This is a genomic window from Mediterraneibacter butyricigenes (genome assembly GCF_003574295.1).
GTDB lineage: Bacteria > Bacillota > Clostridia > Lachnospirales > Lachnospiraceae > Mediterraneibacter_A > Mediterraneibacter_A butyricigenes.
The window spans coordinates 1,052,234-1,070,455 of record NZ_BHGK01000001.1 but is presented as its reverse complement, the minus strand read 5'-3'; the positions used below and the strand labels follow the sequence as shown (position 1 = coordinate 1,070,455).

The following is an 18,222-nucleotide window of genomic DNA, read 5'->3' as shown; positions in this document are numbered from 1 at the left end:
ATGGAGTAGGAGAATCATTATGCCGAATAGAATCCCCGCCGAGGGCAAGTATAATTTTATAGATTTGTTTGCGGGAGCCGGTGGGCTTTCTGAAGGCTTTATTCAAGCAGGGTTTAATCCTATTGCTCATGTAGAAATGAATTCGTTCGCAGCGCAAACATTAGTTACAAGAAGTGCTTATTATTATTTGAAGCAAGTTAAACAGTTAGATATTTATTATCAGTATTTACGTGGGGAAATAACACGCGACGCTTTTTTGGAAAAGATACCTAATCGAATAACAAAAACAGTAATCTGTGAAACAATGTCGAATGATACGCTTCCTGGAATTTTTAAGACAATAGATGGGATTATGAAACTTCGCAATATGCAAAGCGTAGATGTAGTAATAGGAGGACCACCTTGTCAAGCATACTCACTTGTTGGACGTGCCCAGAGTAGTCACATGGATCATCCAATGTCTGAAGATCCAAGAAATGAGCTTTATAAATTATATGCGAGAGTTTTGAAACGCTATCAGCCTCGAATGTTTGTTTTTGAAAATGTGATGGGTATTTCATCTGCAAATGAGGGGACAACCTTTAAAAATTTGAAAAAATATCTTCGGAGAGTTGGTTATGAGATAGAGTGGCATGAGCAAAATTCTAAGAGCTTTGGAGTTTTGCAGAATCGCCGAAGAATGATAATTGTTGGCTGGTTAAAAAACAGCGGGATGGCATATCCGGAGTTTTTGAAAAAGGAAAGCCCATTTACTGTGAATGATTTGCTGTCCGACCTTCCTAAATTAAAGCCAGGTCTTGGGTCATCCGAATACAGAACTAAAACATGGAGCAAGTGTGTATCTGAGACAGAAGTTAGAACAGTGGATGATGTCCTCACGCTTCATAAGAGTCGTCCTAATAAAGAACGGGATATTGAAATATACAAACGAGCAATAGAGCTATGGAATAATGGACACAAGCGCCTTAATTATAACGACTTACCTGAGGAATTGAAAACGCACAAAAATAGACATTCTTTTGTGGATCGCTTTAAGGTAGTTGAGGGAGATGAGTCTTGCTGTCATACGGTACTTGCACACCTTTCAAAGGATGGACACTATTTTATTCATCCCGATATAGAACAGCACCGTTCCATTACTGTGCGTGAAGCAGCTCGTATTCAGTCGTTCCCTGATAGCTATTATTTTGAAGGACCAAGAACAGCACAATTTGTTCAAGTTGGTAATGCTGTGCCTCCTCTTATGGCAAAAGGAATAGCGTTGGGTATAGCTGAACAATTAGAACACAGACAGGGGTGATTGCGATGGGAGGAAATTTGCTTTTAGAACAATACGGAAGATTCAAAAAAGCAGAATTGGAGGAGTCTCCGTTTCGATGTTTGTTGAACGCGAACATTGAGATCAACCCTCACCAGATCAATGCATTTTGCGCTGCAATTCAAGCTTTAAAAACAGGAGGTATTGTCCTTGCTGATGAAGTTGGCCTCGGAAAAACCATAGAAGCGGGTCTTACACTTAAGTATGTTTTGGATTCAGGAGCAAAACATGTTTTGATTGCACTTCCAGCAACCCTTCGTAAACAGTGGGAAGTTGAACTCGAAGAGAAATTCAATCTCCAGGCATCAATCTTAGATCGTCTTACCGTGGAGAGTAATTTGAGTTTTTGGAAGGCTTGTTTGGAAAATAGAGATGAGGTTAGAATTGTTATTACTTCCTATGACTATTCTTCAAAACTGATGCAGAGATTTCCTAAGGTTAAGTGGGATTTTATTATCATGGATGAGGCTCATAACCTACGCAATGTATTTCACGGAACGAAACGAGCAAAACGACTGTATGAGCTTTCTAAAGGCATTCCCAAAATATTGCTTACAGCTACGCCGTTGCAAAATTCTCTTTCGGATCTTCATGGGCTGATTTCCTTTATTGATCCTCGGATTTTTGGAAGCGAGAAGGTCTTTAACAAAAGATTTATTGAGGGACAAGATTATACAGAATTAAAAAGAGAACTGATACCGGTTCTATATCGAACACTTCGACGGGATGTTGGAAAATATATGGATTTCAAAAAGAGGGAATGTAGAACGATTGACTTCGTTCTTTCGCCCGACGAAGTTGAACTGTATATGAGGGTAAATAACTTTCTAAAAAAAGATGTACTGTACTCAATCCCTAATGCGAATAAGGGTCTTATTGTATTGGTTATCCGCAAGTTACTTGCATCATCGAGCTATGCTCTGATTGAAACTTTTGAGGTATTGAAGAATAGACTTCAAAAGTTATATGAGGGTACAAAGTCAGCCAACGCCCAAGATGGGTTCGATCTATTCTGGAATTTTGTTGAGGACGAAATTGATGAATCCGGTTTTGAGGAAATAGATGACGAGGATACTCTCTTCCAGAAACAACAGATCCAGGCGGAAATAGACGAGGTTGATGCAATCATCGAGACAGCAAGCCGTATTCAAAGCAACGCAAAGGTTAAAGCTTTAAAAACTGCAATTCATACGGCTTTTGAATATCAAGAAAAGCAGAATATTCCGCAAAAGGTTGTTGTATTTACGGAATCAAAGCGAACTCAAAAATACATTGCCTCTGAATTGCGTAAAGACGGATTCGAGGAAGATGATATTCTGTTGTTTAATGGCGACTTTAATGATGCTATGACAAAAGAAATATACCGTGCATGGCAGGTTAAGAATTTTGGCAAGACAAACTATGGCCGTAGTGTTGAATATAAGCATGCCATTGTCGATTACTTCAAGGAACACTCCAAAATTCTCATCGTAACAGATGCCGGTTCGGAAGGTTTGAACTTACAGTTTTGTAATACTGTTATTAACTACGATCTCCCCTGGAACCCGCAGAAAATTGAGCAGAGGATTGGCCGTTGCCATCGTTACGGGCAGAAATATGATGTTGTTGCTATCAACCTTTTAAACACAGGCAACGAAGCAGATCGCCGGGTTTACGAAATTCTATCCAAGAAGTTTGAACTATTTGATGGCGTATTTGGAGCTTCCGATATTGCTCTTGGTGCATTGGAATCGGGAACAAGTTTTGAAAAAACAATTCTTGAAATTTATCAGAATTGTGGAACAAGGGCAGAATTCAAAAAAGCATTTGACAGATTGGATAGACAGATTGACGCAAAACGCAACAAAAAAGCTGTTCAACTCCGTTCTATTTTAATGACAGAAAGCGATGCAGCGAAGGGTGCCGCTTTGGAAAAGACAAAAAACGATATTGATCAGTATCTGCAACAAGTCGATTTTTGGACTCAAGTAGCAGAACCGGATGTCGAAGGTAATCTGAACTACTGGAAAATCGATAACTGGGGTGAAAGAACCTTCGGTTCACACGGGACATTGTTTGTTGGTGCATTTTGTAATTCTAACAATGAGATGCTTTTCCCTGTTCTTCTTCTCTGTGATGAACAAGGTCGGTATATTGATTTTACGGAAAACGATATTGTTCAGGCACTTGAAAATGTGAATGATGATGATGTCAGATATTTCAAACCTACTGATGAAGAGTTGGCTTCATACAGGAATATTTATGACACACTGGTTCAAGAAATGTTATCTAAGTATCAGGCATCATCTAAGCCGGTGATGGACTATAACAAACGCAAGGTGGAAAACTGGGCTGATATTCAAAGAGAACAGTTGAACATCCAGATCGCGGAGATGAATGCAGAAATTGATGAGCTGTCTGCTGAGGCAACTGCCGGAAAGGATTTTTTGGAGAAGGTTGATATTCGCAAAAAAGTTGATGAAAAGAAAAAACAACTTCAGAAGGTTCAAACATCATTCCATCAGAAAGTCTCTTCCATCCAAGAGGAGGCCGAAAGAGAAATTGCTGAGTTTAACCAGCAATTTGACATACAGCCGATTTTGCTTGTCAATGTCGTGCTAAAGTTCTAACAGATAAGGAGACACAGGAATGGAACATAAGGGAAAACTGGAACTTACCTGGGTCGGAAAATATGATGATAAAGTAATCGAGCCTCGTATTTTGATGGAGGATCGAGAGAAATCATATGGAGACCCTCGAAGCGAAAATATGCTGATCCATGGAGATAATCTAATTGCACTGCAAGCACTTCAGCAGGATTTTGCAGGGAGGATAAAGTGCATTTATATAGATCCTCCCTATAATACAGGAAGTGCGTTTGAACATTATGATGATAATTTGGAGCATAGTATCTGGCTTTCACTGATGAGACAAAGGTTGATTCTTTTAAGGGAATTGTTGTCAGATGACGGTTTTTTGTGTTGCCAGATTGATGATTCGGAGAGCCATTACATCAAGGTTTTGCTTGATGAGATTTTTGGACGCAATAATTATTTGACTACGCTTTATGTTCGTGTGCGCTATCCTGATAAAACATTGAAATCCGATATGGATTTTCATAAGGAAATTGAACAGATTCTTGTCTATAGAAAGTACTACGGGGCTGTTCCCAATTTTGATTATGACGATGTCGGATTTGAAAAGTTTATTTATGAAGTCAAAGAAATTGGGAAAGGACATGAAGAAGAGATCGGCGGGAAAAAGGCCATTATATTCACTTCAGACGAGTACAAAATTGTGAAAAAGACCGTGGGTGATGAGTATGGATTAAAGGAAATATGGGCAACTGGGACAATCTTAGATGGTAATTCTTCCGGACGCTTCTTTAGAGATTACCTTACCGGACGCTATAATACGGATGGTTATGGTGTCATGTATAAAATCTATGGGATAGGCGATGACCGATATGATTATCGCTATTTTACAGGTCCTAAAAAAGCAGGAGCAACTAAGGGTAAGTATTATCAAGGCGTTCCTATGGAGAAACTCGAAAGCGAAGAAGTCAAAAGAAAGAAGCCGATAAACGGATTCTATGACATGGCCGGCAATTTTGGTAACTGTAGACATGAGGGAGGAGTCGAATTTCGCGGAGGCAAGAAACCAGAGGCACTTATTGAAATGATTATAAGGTATTTTTCTAACGAAGGAGATTGGATATTAGATTCGTTCTTAGGAAGTGGTTCGACAATTGCTACTGCACATAAAATGAACCGCAAGTGGATTGGAGTGGAACTTGGTGAACACGCTTATACGCTATGCAAAACAAGAATGGACAATGTAATCAACGGTGATAAGACTGGGATTTCAAAAAATGTGAATTGGCAAGGTGGTGGTGGTTACCATTTTTATGAACTTGCCCCAAGCTTGTTAGTAAAAAATAAGCGCTTGCCGATTTATCAGATTAACCCAGAGTACACCTTTGATATGCTTTGTGAAGCTATTTGCAAGATTGAGGGATTCAAATACAAACCAGATGGTGTGTATCACGGACATTCGTCTGAAAACCGGTTCATCCATATTACGAAAGAATTTGTGAACGGTGAGTATATTCGCTCTATTGCAACGACCCTCGGAGAGAATCAATCGCTGTTGATATATAGTACAAAGGTGCAGTCTGATTTGAGGTTGCCGGATAATATTGAAGTAAGGCGTATTCCGAAAGATTTACTGGACAAGTGTACATTTGAAAGTGAGGTGCGATAAATGGCTGATATTGTAACAAAAATAGGATACGCCATGAGTCTGCGTAAACCCCAGCAGGAAGCGCTTTCCTATCTTGATGCAATCAGTACTCACTGCGATTATAAGAAGGACAGCAAGACAGCGATTGAAGCTGTAGCAACGGAATATTGTGAGAAGCATCGAAAAATAAGGGGTGATGATAAATTTGATTTCCCATCGTTCTGCTATGCCATGGCAACGGGTATTGGAAAGACTCGTCTGATGGGTGCGTGCATGTATTACCTCTATAAGACCAAGGGGTATCGTCATTTCTTTATTTTGGCACCCGGAAATACGATCTATGAAAAACTGAGGAAAGAGTCGAACCCCAATCACCCTAAGTATATTTTCAAGGGATTAGAGGCAGAAATGGGGAGACCCAAGGTTTATGACGGCGAGAATTATGATTCATATCCAGTTAGATATGAGCAGATGAGTCTTCAGTTTGAAAAAAGCTCTGAGATTGAGCTGTTCATCTTTAATATCGGGAAGATATTTAATAGTAAAACGGACTCCCAGTTTAATTTCCATAAATTCAAGGAAACCCTTGGGATGTCCTTTGCTGAAGTACTGTCCAGCTTTGATGACTTGGTAATCTGTATGGATGAAGCACATCGTTACTATGCGCCCGCTTCCATGAAGGCAATAAACTTTTTAAAGCCGGTGCTTGGCTTGGAATTTACTGCAACACCAAAGTCAGCCAATAATGTAATCTATGCTTATGATCTTGCCAGAGGCGCAGTAGAGGGTTATCTGAAAACGCCTGTTGTGATGGGAAGATCCAACATGGCGGGTTATAGTTCCGAGGACATCGAGGAGATGAAAATTCGTGATGGTTTGACGCTTCATGAACATCGTAAAGGTGTCATTCGACAGTTCTGCGGTGATAATGCACTACCGTATGTAAAACCCATCGTTTTGATTGCTTGCCGTGACACAAACCATGCTAAAGAAGTTAGGGCATTGATTGATAGTGATAGCTTCTTGGGCGGTAAATATAAAGGGAAAGTTATTGAGATTCATTCCAATATGAAGGGTGATGAATCAGAGGAAAATATTCGACTGCTGCTTTCGATTGAAAACGCACAAAATCCTGTTGAGATTGTCCTGCATGTCTATAAGTTGAAAGAAGGTTGGGACGTTAACAACCTTTTTACCATTATTCCTTTAAATGCAGCAAAGAGTGACATCTTAGCGATGCAAACTATCGGAAGAGGACTTCGTCTGCCATTTGGGCGTGCTACGGGTAATGAGGATATAGATACCCTTGACATTGTTGCTCATGATCATTACCGAGAGTTGGTTGATGAAATTAAAAACAGTGACATTTTTAAATATCGTGACTTGGATAAAACAGTGGTCGAGCCTTCGGATACCGTAGATATTAACAGTCCTGTTGATGATGGTCAGCTGAGTATTTTCGATTTTGCTGTAACCGATGCAGGTGTAAAATCCTTCGCAGAAATCAACACCAACACTCAAACACAGAAGGAACTGTATGCGGCTTATCTGAAGGCATTTGGAGCTACAAAGAAGAAAGAATCAGATTCTTACGGAAATGAACAGATGACATTGGATCAGCTTTTCGATGTGGAGACTGGTGAACCTGATAAAAAGAATGACGAAACATCGGAGACACTGGAAACAACCTCAACTATCAGCAAAGGAAAGAAGCCCCTTTCAAAGGATGAGTTTGTTCAGAAAATTAAAGAGTACTCTGGTAAAGCAATCTCTGTTCCGAAAATCTTGGTTCAGACGACATCTGAAGTGAAATTCAAGCGGTTTGTAGTCAAGAGAACAATACCGGATTTTGAGGTTGCTATGGCAAAAATCGAAAGATTTGATGCTATAAATCAGCAACTTCTGACTGCTGTTGATGCGCAGATTCTGGAAGTTGATGATGCTCTGAATACACTGGCTTGTATGCTTCTTGACTCTATTAGCGAACTGTCCTATGAAGATGCGGATTTTATCATTGATGTGGTAGAGCAGTATCTTGCTCAAATTGAAGGCGATGAAGAGGATAAACGGAAAATCGTTCGTCGTTATGCCTCTTTGATTGTATCGGATATTAGAAAACAGATTTTTGAACACACAGAACGGAAGACGGAGGACATCCATATTGTTCAGAAGGACTTGATTCTGTTCCGCAAGTTTGTCAAGAATGTTAAAAAGGATGGTCGTGTTCGTTTTGACAAGCCGTTTACCGATAAGTCGAACATCAAGAAATATTTGTTCACAGGGTACAAAAAAGCCTACTACACAGAAAATGCTTTTGACAGTGATACTGAACGCTTGTTTTCTATCATTCTTGAAGAAGATCCAGATGTAATCCGCTGGATTAAACCGCCGTTGAATCAGTTGGGACTTTTCTGGCAAGCTGGTCAACAGTACAATCCTGACTTCTTAGTAGAAACAACGAGCGGTAAATTTATGGTAGAGGTAAAGGCTTCTAACGAAGTGACGGCAGATGATGTGGTTGCGAAAGCTCGCGAAGGAATCAAATGGTGCCATTTTGCGTCTACGGCTGATCCGGACCACAAAGTGTGGGAGTATCGTTTGATTTCTGATGACAACATTAAACTTGGTAACACCTGCAAGTACACTTTGGGTACAGCTCATAGGGTCGAGGAGGGATAAAAAATGCCTGATAGATTTAAGTATTCAGAAGTGCGGCAAAAGATTATCAATGCACTCAGAACTGATTTGATGGGGCCGCAATCCGAGAATGAAATATTGGACGAAAACCCCAAAAGCTCATATATCATCGGAATGCTTGCTTCTCAGACCGAAGAAAAAGAAGCTTCCACTGCTGGAGAGCAAGAGGTGGATTCTGATATCGCATATGGGGATTCTGAGGATTATACCGCCGGCGAGGATGATGATAATGAACCCATAATGACCACCAGCTTCAAGTTGCCAACTTCAATCGGCATAAGCTTCTATATTGCTTCCTCTACGAAAACAATCAATATTGATGTAAAATGGGGCGACTATGTTCGTTCGGTTGAGAAGCGAGTTGGAAAAGATGGCAAAGAGTATAACCATGCCAGTTATACCCGACAGCCAATGTCATCCACAATCGTTGTCGATTTCGATTCGTTTGAAAAAAATACCGAATTACGCCTTCAGGAAGATTCAAATGTCATCGTCCATATTTCCAGAATTCCTTTGAAAACGGGATATTCCTTGGTAACAGCTTATGTTATGAATAGACGGAAAAACTCCGAAAACGAAGTTGAATCAATGATGTTCCAAGTTGAACTTAAGGCATACTCGGAAAATGAAGATAGAGTATTCTTTGCAGAGAATATTTGCCGTGATGTACTTGCAGAAGATGAGTTCTATTTTGAACAGCGTCCCATTTTAGGCCGTGGCAGGAATTGTGCTGCGACATGGGATGATGCGGTAGAAGGCAGAACCTTTTGGGTAAAATCGGATTTTATCCCAGAATATGAGTTTCCTGGCGTAAGTGCTGCTTTGAAGGGGTTTGATAAGTTCTTTTTCTCAATGCGGTTCATGTCCAATACCAAAAACAAGGCGGGTATCTTTGAGCGATTAAATGTCTTGGCTGATTCTTATGGAAAATGGATTCATGAAAAACTAATTTCGGATGATAAAATGTCCAATGCTGATTTTAAAGAAAAAATTGGCGATAAGGTAATTTCCCATTGTAGCGAAGCGTTGAATAGAATCCGTGAAGGCATCGAATTGATTGCAAATGATGAAGTCGCTTTTGATGCATTTTGCTTTATGAACCGCTCCATGTTACTTCAGCGAAATATCATGAGCTATTCTAAAAAGCATGGCGCTGGCATAGAGTGCAACTTTAGAGATTTTGTAGACCCAAGAAAGCCTGATACAGATTTTGGATGGAGACCATTCCAGATTGCTTTCATACTGATGAATTTGAGTGGAATTGTTAATCCAGAGCATAAGGACCGGGATGTAGTCGATTTGCTGTATTTCCCGACTGGCGGCGGTAAAACTGAGGCATATTTGGGTTTGATGGCGTTTGTGATTGCTAATCGAAGATTGCGTGCTTCTGATGCATCTGAGTACAACGCTGATGGTGGAGTTACCGCAATGCTCCGTTATACGTTACGCCTTTTGACAACACAGCAGAGAGATCGAATAACGAAAATGGTTGTTGCTGCTGAACTTATTCGTCAAAAAACATATCCTAAGTATGGAAAGGAACCTATTAGTATTGGTTTCTGGGTAGGTGGAGGTGTCACACCTAACAAATTTGATGAATTAGTAGAAAAAGCTGATAAGCCGGGCGAAGCAAGAAGAAAACGAAATCTGCTTTACAAGCAGCTGTTGACTTGCCCATTTTGCGGAAAACCTCTTACGGAAGATGAGTTTTATATTGATCCTGATAGAAAATCTGTTGCTATTTATTGCGCAGATAGAAATTGTATGTTTTATAAGTACAAACAGGATCGTATTCGGATTCCAGTGTATCTTGTTGATGAGGAAATTTATGCGAAATGTCCGACAATTATTTTGTCTACTGTTGATAAATTTGCCCGCCTTCCTTGGGATGTTAAGACAAATGCGTTGTTTGGAAGAGTTGATAGGGTTTGCAGCCGTGATGGGTATGTTGCCATTGGTGAAGAGCATAAACGACACAACAGGACGCAAGAGCTTCCCGCTTCAACATTAACTCCGATTCGACCGTTTCTTCCACCTGAGCTAATCATTCAAGATGAGCTTCATTTGATTACGGGGCCTCTTGGAACGGTTTATGGTGCATACGAAACCATTATTGAGGATATGTGTACTTATGGCGATAAGAGGATTAAGCCGAAGTATGTGGTTTCAACTGCCACCATTAAAAACGCATCGGAGCAGACAAGATGCCTTTATGCACGACAATCAACTGCACAGTTTCCTCCTAACGGGTTTGAAATTGGTGACAGTTTCTTCATCAATGAAATATCCACTAAAGATGATCCTTTCCGAAAGTATGTTGGAGTCTGCGCACCAGGTCAATCCGTAAAGACGACACTGTTAAGAATGTATGCAATCATTCTTCAGACTTCTTATCAACTTGCTCAGCGGGATGAATACAAGAATGTGATTGACCCGTATTATTCTTTGGTGGGATATTACAACAGTATTCGAGAACTTGGCGGTGCAGTACGCTTGTTACAAGACGACATTCCGAAACGAATCTATCGAATTAAAACGAAATACAATATGGATAAGGTTCGTTATCTAAACAAGAAGGTGGAGATTACTTCCAGAATGTCTTCTTACGAGATTCCGAATAAATTAAGACAGTTGGAGGCTACTTGTGATTCAAAGGATTGTCTCGATACAGCCGTTGCAACCAATATGATAGCGGTCGGTATGGATGTTGACCGCCTTGGGCTAATGGTTGTAACCGGACAGCCAAAGCAAAATTCTGAATATATTCAAGCAACAAGCCGAATTGGTCGTGCTTTCCCAGGACTTGTTTTTACGCTTTATAACCCATATCGTCCACGCGACTTATCACATTATGAGAATTTTACGGGTTATCATTCGCAGCTATATAGGTTTGTTGAAGGTACAACAGCAACTCCGTTCTCTGCGCGAGCAAGAGACCGTGTAATGCACGCTCTTATAATTTCTGCGATTCGGTTAAAATATCCGGAAATGGCATCTAATGAAAGAGCAGCTGATATTGCAGCTCTTTCTGATATACAAATGTCCGAGATAAAGGCTTTAATCCTTGACCGGATTAATATAGTTAAACCAGAAGTAAGACTGGATGCGGAGAATGAAATTGACCAGTTTATTGATTGGTGGAAGATGCTGGCCGCACAAGGCAAGCCTTTACGGTACTATGTTTATGGAACTGATAAATATAACCGCCTTATGAATTATTATGGACAGTCATGTAAGGATACTGAGAAGGCTACACTAAGCTCTATGCGTGAAGTGGAAAACGCGGCAAATATGTTCTATTACACGGAGGAGTAAGATGGCAGGATACGATAACAATAAATTGGGCGAACTGCGCCCTAACCAAATTATTACAACATTCGGCCCAGGTGCGATTGTTGATGCTGTCAAGGATTCGGTAACGGTACTTGATATTAACTATTGGAAAGAAAAGGGCAAGAAAATTATTGACGGAAGGTTGGCTTCCTATCTTGGCGTTGATTGCTTTTATATGCCTCGTACTTCATATTCTGGAGATGTGCCGGTGATTTCTTTTCCTACCATTCATGTGTGTTCAAATTTGAAGTGTGGTCGTCTTTTCGATGCACGGGATAATTTTGACCTAGAAAGGTATTTGAGATTCGGCGTTACTTGCCCGGAGTGCCACAAACCTGCATACCCGTCTCGATTTATTACTATATGCGAAAATGGACACATGGATGATTTCCCATGGAGTTGGTGGGTTCATCGTGGTATGACCAACTGCAAGGGAAAGCTAAAAATGTACTCGACAGGAAATACTTCAACGCTTGCGGATATGTGGATTGAGTGTGAACTGTGTGGTGCTAAAAGAAGTATGAATGGAGCTACGCAAGAAGATAACTTTAGCGAATTGCGCTGTTCAGGGCATCATCCTTTCCGTCCGAGGTCAAGAAATGAAAGATGCGATAAAAAGGTTATTCCATCACAGAGAGGTGCATCTAATGTCTATTTTTCTGTAAGTAGGAGTGCTATTTCTATTCCGCCGTGGGTTAATCCTTTATACAATTTAATCGATGAACATCTTCATGATATTGAACTTTTGAAAGATGTAATGGGAGATGATGGCGTAACTGCTGCATATAACAAGTATTTTGCTGACAATTATACGCGCACGGAGTTTGATGAAGCCTTAACTCGTAGATTGAGTAATATTACAGAGTTCAAAGAAATTAAGCAGATGGAATATGATGCTATCACTCATTATAATGATCCTGCTTATGCTTCTAATAAAAAACACTTCAAAGCGGAGGAGGACAGCTTGCCAGCATATCTGAAGCCTTATTTTAGTAGGGTTATCAGAATAACTCGCCTTCGTGAAGTGAAAGTATTGCTTGGCTTTACTCGCGTAGATGCACCTGATCCGGATGCAGATGTCCAGGCTAATGTTGTTTATCTTAATAAAGGAAAGAGTGAAAAATGGTTGCCGGCGGCTGAGGTCAATGGCGAAGGTGTTTTCATCGAGTTTAATAAGAAAACATTAGAGAAGTGGCTTGCTATTTCGTCAGTAAAGGTACTTTCACGGAGATACGAAGAGTGCTATGAGGAGTTCTGCAATGCCAAAGGCTGGACATTAAATGTAAAGAGAAATGCAACCTATGTTTTAATGCACACTTTCGCACATTTGTTAATTAAGCAAATGTCGATGACATCTGGATATTCATCTTCGGCAATACGAGAAAGAATTTACTTTAGTGAAAAAATGACCGGCATTCTCCTGTATACAGGTAGTGCAGACAAGGAAGGGTCATTGGGAGGTTTGGTGGAACTTGGTAACATTGGTAAATTGGTTCCTTTGATGAAAGATGCATTCCAAGAGGCGCTTCTCTGTACCAATGATCCGGAATGTATGAGCAACGCTCCGGCTGGAAATAACCTTAACGGAGCAGCCTGCCATTCCTGTTGTATGATATCCGAAACAGCTTGTGAAAATGGAAACCGTATGCTTGATCGTGGCTTGGTAGTCCCTATTGTATGTCGCGAACGAGAGTCGTATTTCAGAGAGTTGGTGTGCGAGTTATGTCAACTGGAAATGTGAATTTAGATATTTTACTTGGACAAATTGAAGCGGATAGAATCGGGAATACAAAACAATCCATCGCACAAATAATGAACCGATACCCTTCGTTGTCACAGGAACAGGCAGAAGAGATTTATCAATTAGTTACGGCGGCTTCTGCCGAAGAAAAAGCGATAACCGCTACATTAGTAGCTACAGTACCTCCGTCTTTTTCTGTTAGAGCAAAATCCACTAAGAATACTGTTGAAGGGATGATCCGAGGGGCAAAACGATATGTTTTGATTACAGGATATTCATTGTCTGGATACTTTGCGGATCTTATTGATGTTCTTATTGAGAAAAGCCAAAAGGGTGTTTATGTAAAATTTTTTGTGAATAATATTGAGAACCAAAAAGGATTTGACAAACTTTGTCGGTATAAAGGAAGATTTTTGCACATATACAATTTTGCAGGAAGTAAGGATTCTATGGCTGCTTTACACGCAAAGGTAATTTCAGTTGATGAGCAACAAACACTGATTACATCTGCAAATTTATCCTATCACGGACAAGAAGGAAATATTGAGCTTGGTACACTGGTAGATTCAAAGAAAATTGCTAGACAAGTTGACGATGTTTTCACACATCTTATTTTCAATAAAATAGTGCAGGAAATCTAATGCGATAATGCAGATATATCGGAATAACATAAAAACAGCATTTGATGAATCCACTGTTTAATATCTGTAGTGAATTTTTAATAGATAGGATTATTATGGCTGATACTCGAAAGAAAGCCTCTATGTCACAGGTGCTGGTAGATATAAAGCCTTATATAACGAAAAAGTTCATGACGGCACCGTGTATTAAGGAGCAAGACATTCAGGCTATCTGTCAAATCCTCCTGCCCAGATACAAGAATGTGCAGATCATGCAAGGACTGACTAACAACAAGCCGGATTTTAGAATTCAGGTGAAAGGTCTGTTGGGGACGGAAGAAAAACGGTTTGAAGTGGTTGGTGGTGATAAGAAAAGGTCAGCAGCCAAGAAGAAGTCTGACCTAGGCTGGATTGATCGGCTGGAAGAGATAGATGCTGCGCTGGATGATTTCTGATATCAATGCAGCGTGGAGAGTTCTAATCTGAAAGATGCTAAGCGACAGATGCTTTCCGAGAACTTTACGGATTTCTTGGCAATTGAAAATTGAGAAAAAGGAGGAACTCTGGAAATGTGCTTGCCGGTAGTATCCTGGATTGCTATAATGGGGAGATGAATGAGGAAAAGTAGCAAAATGAAACAGAGAAAAGCGAGCAAGTGAAGAGAAAGCAACGAATTGAAGGAGCGAGATTATGAGGAAAAAACGTATTGTATGTTTCGGAGATTCCAATACCTGGGGGTATGATCCGGTGAATCATACCCGTTATGATGAATCCACTCGTTGGACGATGGTTCTGCAAAGCCTTTTGGGCGAGGAATACCAGCTCATCGAGGAAGGGCAGAATGGTCGAACCATTGCAAATCCGGATCCCTGGGAATGGGGAACGAAGTGTGGCTTGGACTATGCGTTGCCGATGATTGAAACACACAATCCCTTTGATCTGCTGATCATTATGTTGGGCAGTAATGATCTGAAAAAGAAATTTTCTCTTCCGGCACCGGATATCGCAGGAAGTCTTCAGAACATGCTGATGAAGATCAAAGGATATGCGACTTATCAGCTTGGATGTCCGGATTTGAAGATTCTGATAGTATCCCCTCCGGCGTTGGGGGAAGATCTGGAACATTCGGCTTTTGCACCTTTTTTGATGCGGAAGAAGCAATAAAGCAGGCAAAAGTATTGCCGGATTGGTATGAACTGGTGGCACAGCAGTTTGAATGTGAATTTTTAAATGCAACGGAACTGGTGACTGGCAGCGAGGCGGATCAACTACATCTATCACCGGAAGGCCATCAGAAGCTGGCACAGGCGATGAAGGAGAAGATCGAAGAAATCCTGGGCTGAGAGATGTGGGGCAAAAGAAAGTGCAGTAAACTTTAAACGTATAAAAAATTGGAAAAAGAATGGATGAAGTTGAAGATATTTTCTTCGATCCATTCTTTTTTTGTTGATTTTTCTTGTCAGATAAATGGGAGTGCGCTATGCTGACAAACAGTTTGCATCCAAACTATTTTGGATTATTTTTAATGACACTGGGCGTTTCCATGTCAGTGAAATCAAATCTGGGAGTATCACCGGTCAGCTCAATTCCATATACCATCACCTGTATTACAGGACTGGAAATGGGAAAGGCAACCATAGTATTCCACGTATTTCTTGTGGCGTTGCAGATTTTAATTTTAAGAAAAGCATTCCGTAAAAAAAATCTGCTGCAGGTGGTAGTGGGCGTGATTTTCGGATATTTTACCACATTTTCCAATTACCTGTTTTCCTTTTTACCGACACCGGAAGTGCTGATTGTGCGTTTCCTTATGATGTTTGGCAGTGCGGTACTGATCGCGGTTGGCATTTTCTTCTATCTTCCGGCAGATATTATTCCGCTTGCGGGAGAAGGTGCCATGCAGGCAATTTCTGACACCACAGAGGTGGTATTTAACAAAGTGAAGATTGGATTTGACGTATCTATGGTCGTGGTTTCTCTGGCAGCCTGTCTGCTGGTTTTGCGAGAACTGGGATCTGTCGGAGTGGGAACCATCATCACGTCTGTTCTGGTGGGTGCCGTACTTGGCGTCGTAAATCAGTGGTTTGGCGAAAAGAGGGATCGGCTTCTTTTTAGAAGCCAGATTTCTAAAAACGCTTAAGAATAACGAATATGCGGAAGGATTGCGCTTCTGTTTCTTTCCGGATATAATAAATCTGGAAAGAGAAACGACATTCGACAGGTTCAGATAGTAAAGGAGATCATGTTATGACGATGTTATCCATTGAACAGGAGTTAAAAGGTAATGCATATCCGGGACGCGGAATCATTATCGGAAAAAGCGAGGATGGAACTAAAGCGGTGACGGCTTATTTCATTATGGGACGAAGCGAAAACAGCAGAAATCGAATTTTTGTGGAAGAGGGAGAAGGAATTCGCACTCAGGCATTTGATCCGTCCAAACTGACAGATCCGTCGCTGATCATTTATGCGCCGGTTCGTGTGCTGGGAAATAAAACGATTGTGACCAATGGAGATCAGACAGATACGATTTACGAGGGAATGGATCATCAGATGACGTTCGAACAGTCCTTAAGATCCAGAGAATTTGAACCGGATGCCCCAAACTATACTCCGAGAATTTCCGGAATTATGCATGTAGAGCGTGGCTCTTATAACTATGCAATGTCTATTTTGAAAAGTGATGACGGCAATCCGGACAGCTGCCTGCGTTATACGTTTGCATATGAAAATCCGCAGGCGGGCGAGGGGCGTTTCATTCATACCTATCAGTGTGATGGAAATCCACTGCCAAGCTTTGTGGGAGAACCGAAGAAAATCGCGATTTCCGGTGAGATTGATGCATTTACAGATCTGCTCTGGAACAGTCTGAATGAGGAAAATAAAGTCTCCCTGTTCGTGCGGTATATTGACATTGCAAGCGGTGCGTATGAGACGAGAATCGTAAACAAGAACCAATAACACAAACGAATATACAAGAAAAAACAGTGTGTAAGTCGAACAAACGAGACTTGGAAAAATCTTTGAATTTCGAAGAAAACGCCTGAAAAATCAATGAGGATAGAAAAGTATGAAGCGTACCGATATAAAAGGAGAAAGTGGAGAATGAACGAATTAGAATTAAAATATGGATGTAACCCAAATCAGAAACCCTCCAGAATCTACATGAAAGACGGAAAGGATCTTCCGATTCAGGTGCTGAACGGCAGGCCGGGATATATCAATTTCCTGGATGCATTTAACGGATGGCAGCTGGTAAAAGAACTGAGAAAAGCGACCGGACTTCCGGCGGCAACTTCTTTTAAACACGTGTCTCCGGCGGGAGCAGCAGTCGGACTTCCGCTGACAGAAGTTCTGGCGAAGATTTACTGGGTAGAAGACTGGGAGAACCTGTCTCCGCTGGCATGTGCCTATGCAAGAGCCAGAGGTGCAGACCGGATGTCTTCTTTCGGAGATTTCATTTCTCTTTCGGATGTCTGTGATGTATCTACCGCGAAGCTGATCAAACCGGAAGTGTCAGACGGTGTGATCGCACCGGGATATGAACCGGAAGCACTGGAGATTCTGAAACAGAAAAAACGTGGAAATTATAATATCATTCAGATTGATCCGGATTACACCCCAGATCCGATCGAACATAAAGAAGTCTTTGGAATTACTTTCGAGCAGGGAAGAAATGAACTGAAGATCGATGACGAATTTTTTGCAAATATTGTAACGAAGAATAAGAATCTGACGGAACAGGCGAAGATTGATCTGGCGATCGCAATGATTACATTGAAATATACACAGTCCAATTCGGTGTGCTTTACCAAGGGCGGACAGGCAATCGGAATCGGCGCAGGACAGCAGTCCAGAATCCACTGTACCAGACTGGCAGGAAGTAAGGCGGATAACTGGTTCTTACGCCAGTGCCCGAAGGTGCTGAATCTCCAGTTTGTGGATGGAATCAAGCGTGCAGACCGTGACAACGCGATTGACTTATACATCGGAGAGGATTATATGGATGTGCTTTCCGATGAAGCATGGCCGACGATTTTTAAAGTGAAACCGGAAGTCTTCACCAAAGAGGAGAAGCAGGAGTGGCTGGCGCAGAATACAGAAGTTGCGCTGGGATCCGATGCATTTTTCCCATTTAGCGATAATATTGACCGCGCATTCAAAAGTGGTGTAAAATATATAGCACAGCCGGGCGGTTCTGTGCGAGACAGCGTAGTGACAGAAGCGTGTGATAAATACGATATGGTGATGGCATTCACAGGAATCCGACTCTTCCATCATTAAAAAGAGGA

General features: G+C 41.1%; 13 protein-coding genes. All 13 read left to right on the top strand.

All coding sequences use genetic code 11. The features are described from left to right. Positions 1 to 19 precede the first annotated feature (19 nt). The 13 genes from KGMB01110_RS05040 (at position 20) to KGMB01110_RS04985 (ending at position 18,214) form a co-directional block, all read left to right on the top strand. Positions 20 to 1,300, top strand: coding sequence for a DNA cytosine methyltransferase (locus KGMB01110_RS05040; RefSeq protein WP_119297758.1), 1,281 nt, complete (start codon positions 20 to 22; stop codon positions 1,298 to 1,300). 5 nt (positions 1,301 to 1,305) lie between these two features. Continuing rightward, positions 1,306 to 3,927, top strand: a complete 2,622-nt coding sequence (drmD, locus tag KGMB01110_RS05035) for a DISARM system SNF2-like helicase DrmD (RefSeq protein WP_119297757.1) — start codon at positions 1,306 to 1,308, stop codon at positions 3,925 to 3,927. Between the two features lie 19 nt (positions 3,928 to 3,946). Continuing rightward, a complete protein-coding gene (locus tag KGMB01110_RS05030) occupies positions 3,947 to 5,560 on the top strand; it encodes a site-specific DNA-methyltransferase (protein ID WP_119297756.1) in 1,614 nt (537 codons plus the stop codon). Continuing rightward, complete coding sequence (locus tag KGMB01110_RS05025) at positions 5,561 to 8,218, top strand: DEAD/DEAH box helicase (protein WP_119297755.1); 2,658 nt, start codon at positions 5,561 to 5,563, stop codon at positions 8,216 to 8,218. Between the two features lie 3 nt (positions 8,219 to 8,221). Next, positions 8,222 to 11,551 (top strand): DISARM system helicase DrmA, encoded by a 3,330-nt coding sequence (gene drmA, locus KGMB01110_RS05020; protein WP_119297754.1) that lies wholly within the window; start codon positions 8,222 to 8,224, stop codon positions 11,549 to 11,551. A 1-nt stretch (position 11,552) separates the two neighbouring features. Further along, positions 11,553 to 13,310, top strand: coding sequence for a DUF1998 domain-containing protein (gene drmB, locus KGMB01110_RS05015; RefSeq protein WP_119297753.1), 1,758 nt, complete (start codon positions 11,553 to 11,555; stop codon positions 13,308 to 13,310). Beyond that, the gene (locus KGMB01110_RS05010) at positions 13,292 to 13,951 is read left to right on the top strand and encodes a phospholipase D-like domain-containing protein (RefSeq protein WP_119297752.1); all 660 of its coding nucleotides are present in this window, start codon (positions 13,292 to 13,294) and stop codon (positions 13,949 to 13,951) included. Before drmB ends, KGMB01110_RS05010 begins: the two co-directional genes overlap by 19 nt. A gap of 95 nt (positions 13,952 to 14,046) precedes the next feature. Then, complete coding sequence (locus tag KGMB01110_RS05005; protein WP_119297751.1) at positions 14,047 to 14,385, top strand: hypothetical protein; 339 nt, start codon at positions 14,047 to 14,049, stop codon at positions 14,383 to 14,385. Positions 14,386 to 14,620: 235 nt separating this feature from the next. Further along, entirely contained in the window at positions 14,621 to 15,094 is a 474-nt protein-coding gene (locus KGMB01110_RS05000; RefSeq protein ID WP_119297750.1) for a GDSL-type esterase/lipase family protein, read from the top strand. A 14-nt stretch (positions 15,095 to 15,108) separates the two neighbouring features. Next, positions 15,109 to 15,273, top strand: a complete 165-nt coding sequence (locus tag KGMB01110_RS14895; RefSeq protein WP_156085435.1) for an SGNH/GDSL hydrolase family protein — start codon at positions 15,109 to 15,111, stop codon at positions 15,271 to 15,273. A 137-nt stretch (positions 15,274 to 15,410) separates the two neighbouring features. Beyond that, on the top strand, positions 15,411 to 16,070 hold the full coding sequence (locus KGMB01110_RS04995) for a YczE/YyaS/YitT family protein (RefSeq protein WP_119297749.1): 660 nt from the start codon (positions 15,411 to 15,413) through the stop codon (positions 16,068 to 16,070). A 107-nt stretch (positions 16,071 to 16,177) separates the two neighbouring features. Further along, on the top strand, positions 16,178 to 16,891 hold the full coding sequence (locus tag KGMB01110_RS04990; protein ID WP_119297748.1) for an IMP cyclohydrolase: 714 nt from the start codon (positions 16,178 to 16,180) through the stop codon (positions 16,889 to 16,891). Between the two features lie 144 nt (positions 16,892 to 17,035). After that, on the top strand, positions 17,036 to 18,214 hold the full coding sequence (locus KGMB01110_RS04985) for a phosphoribosylaminoimidazolecarboxamide formyltransferase (RefSeq protein ID WP_119297747.1): 1,179 nt from the start codon (positions 17,036 to 17,038) through the stop codon (positions 18,212 to 18,214). Positions 18,215 to 18,222 lie beyond the last annotated feature (8 nt).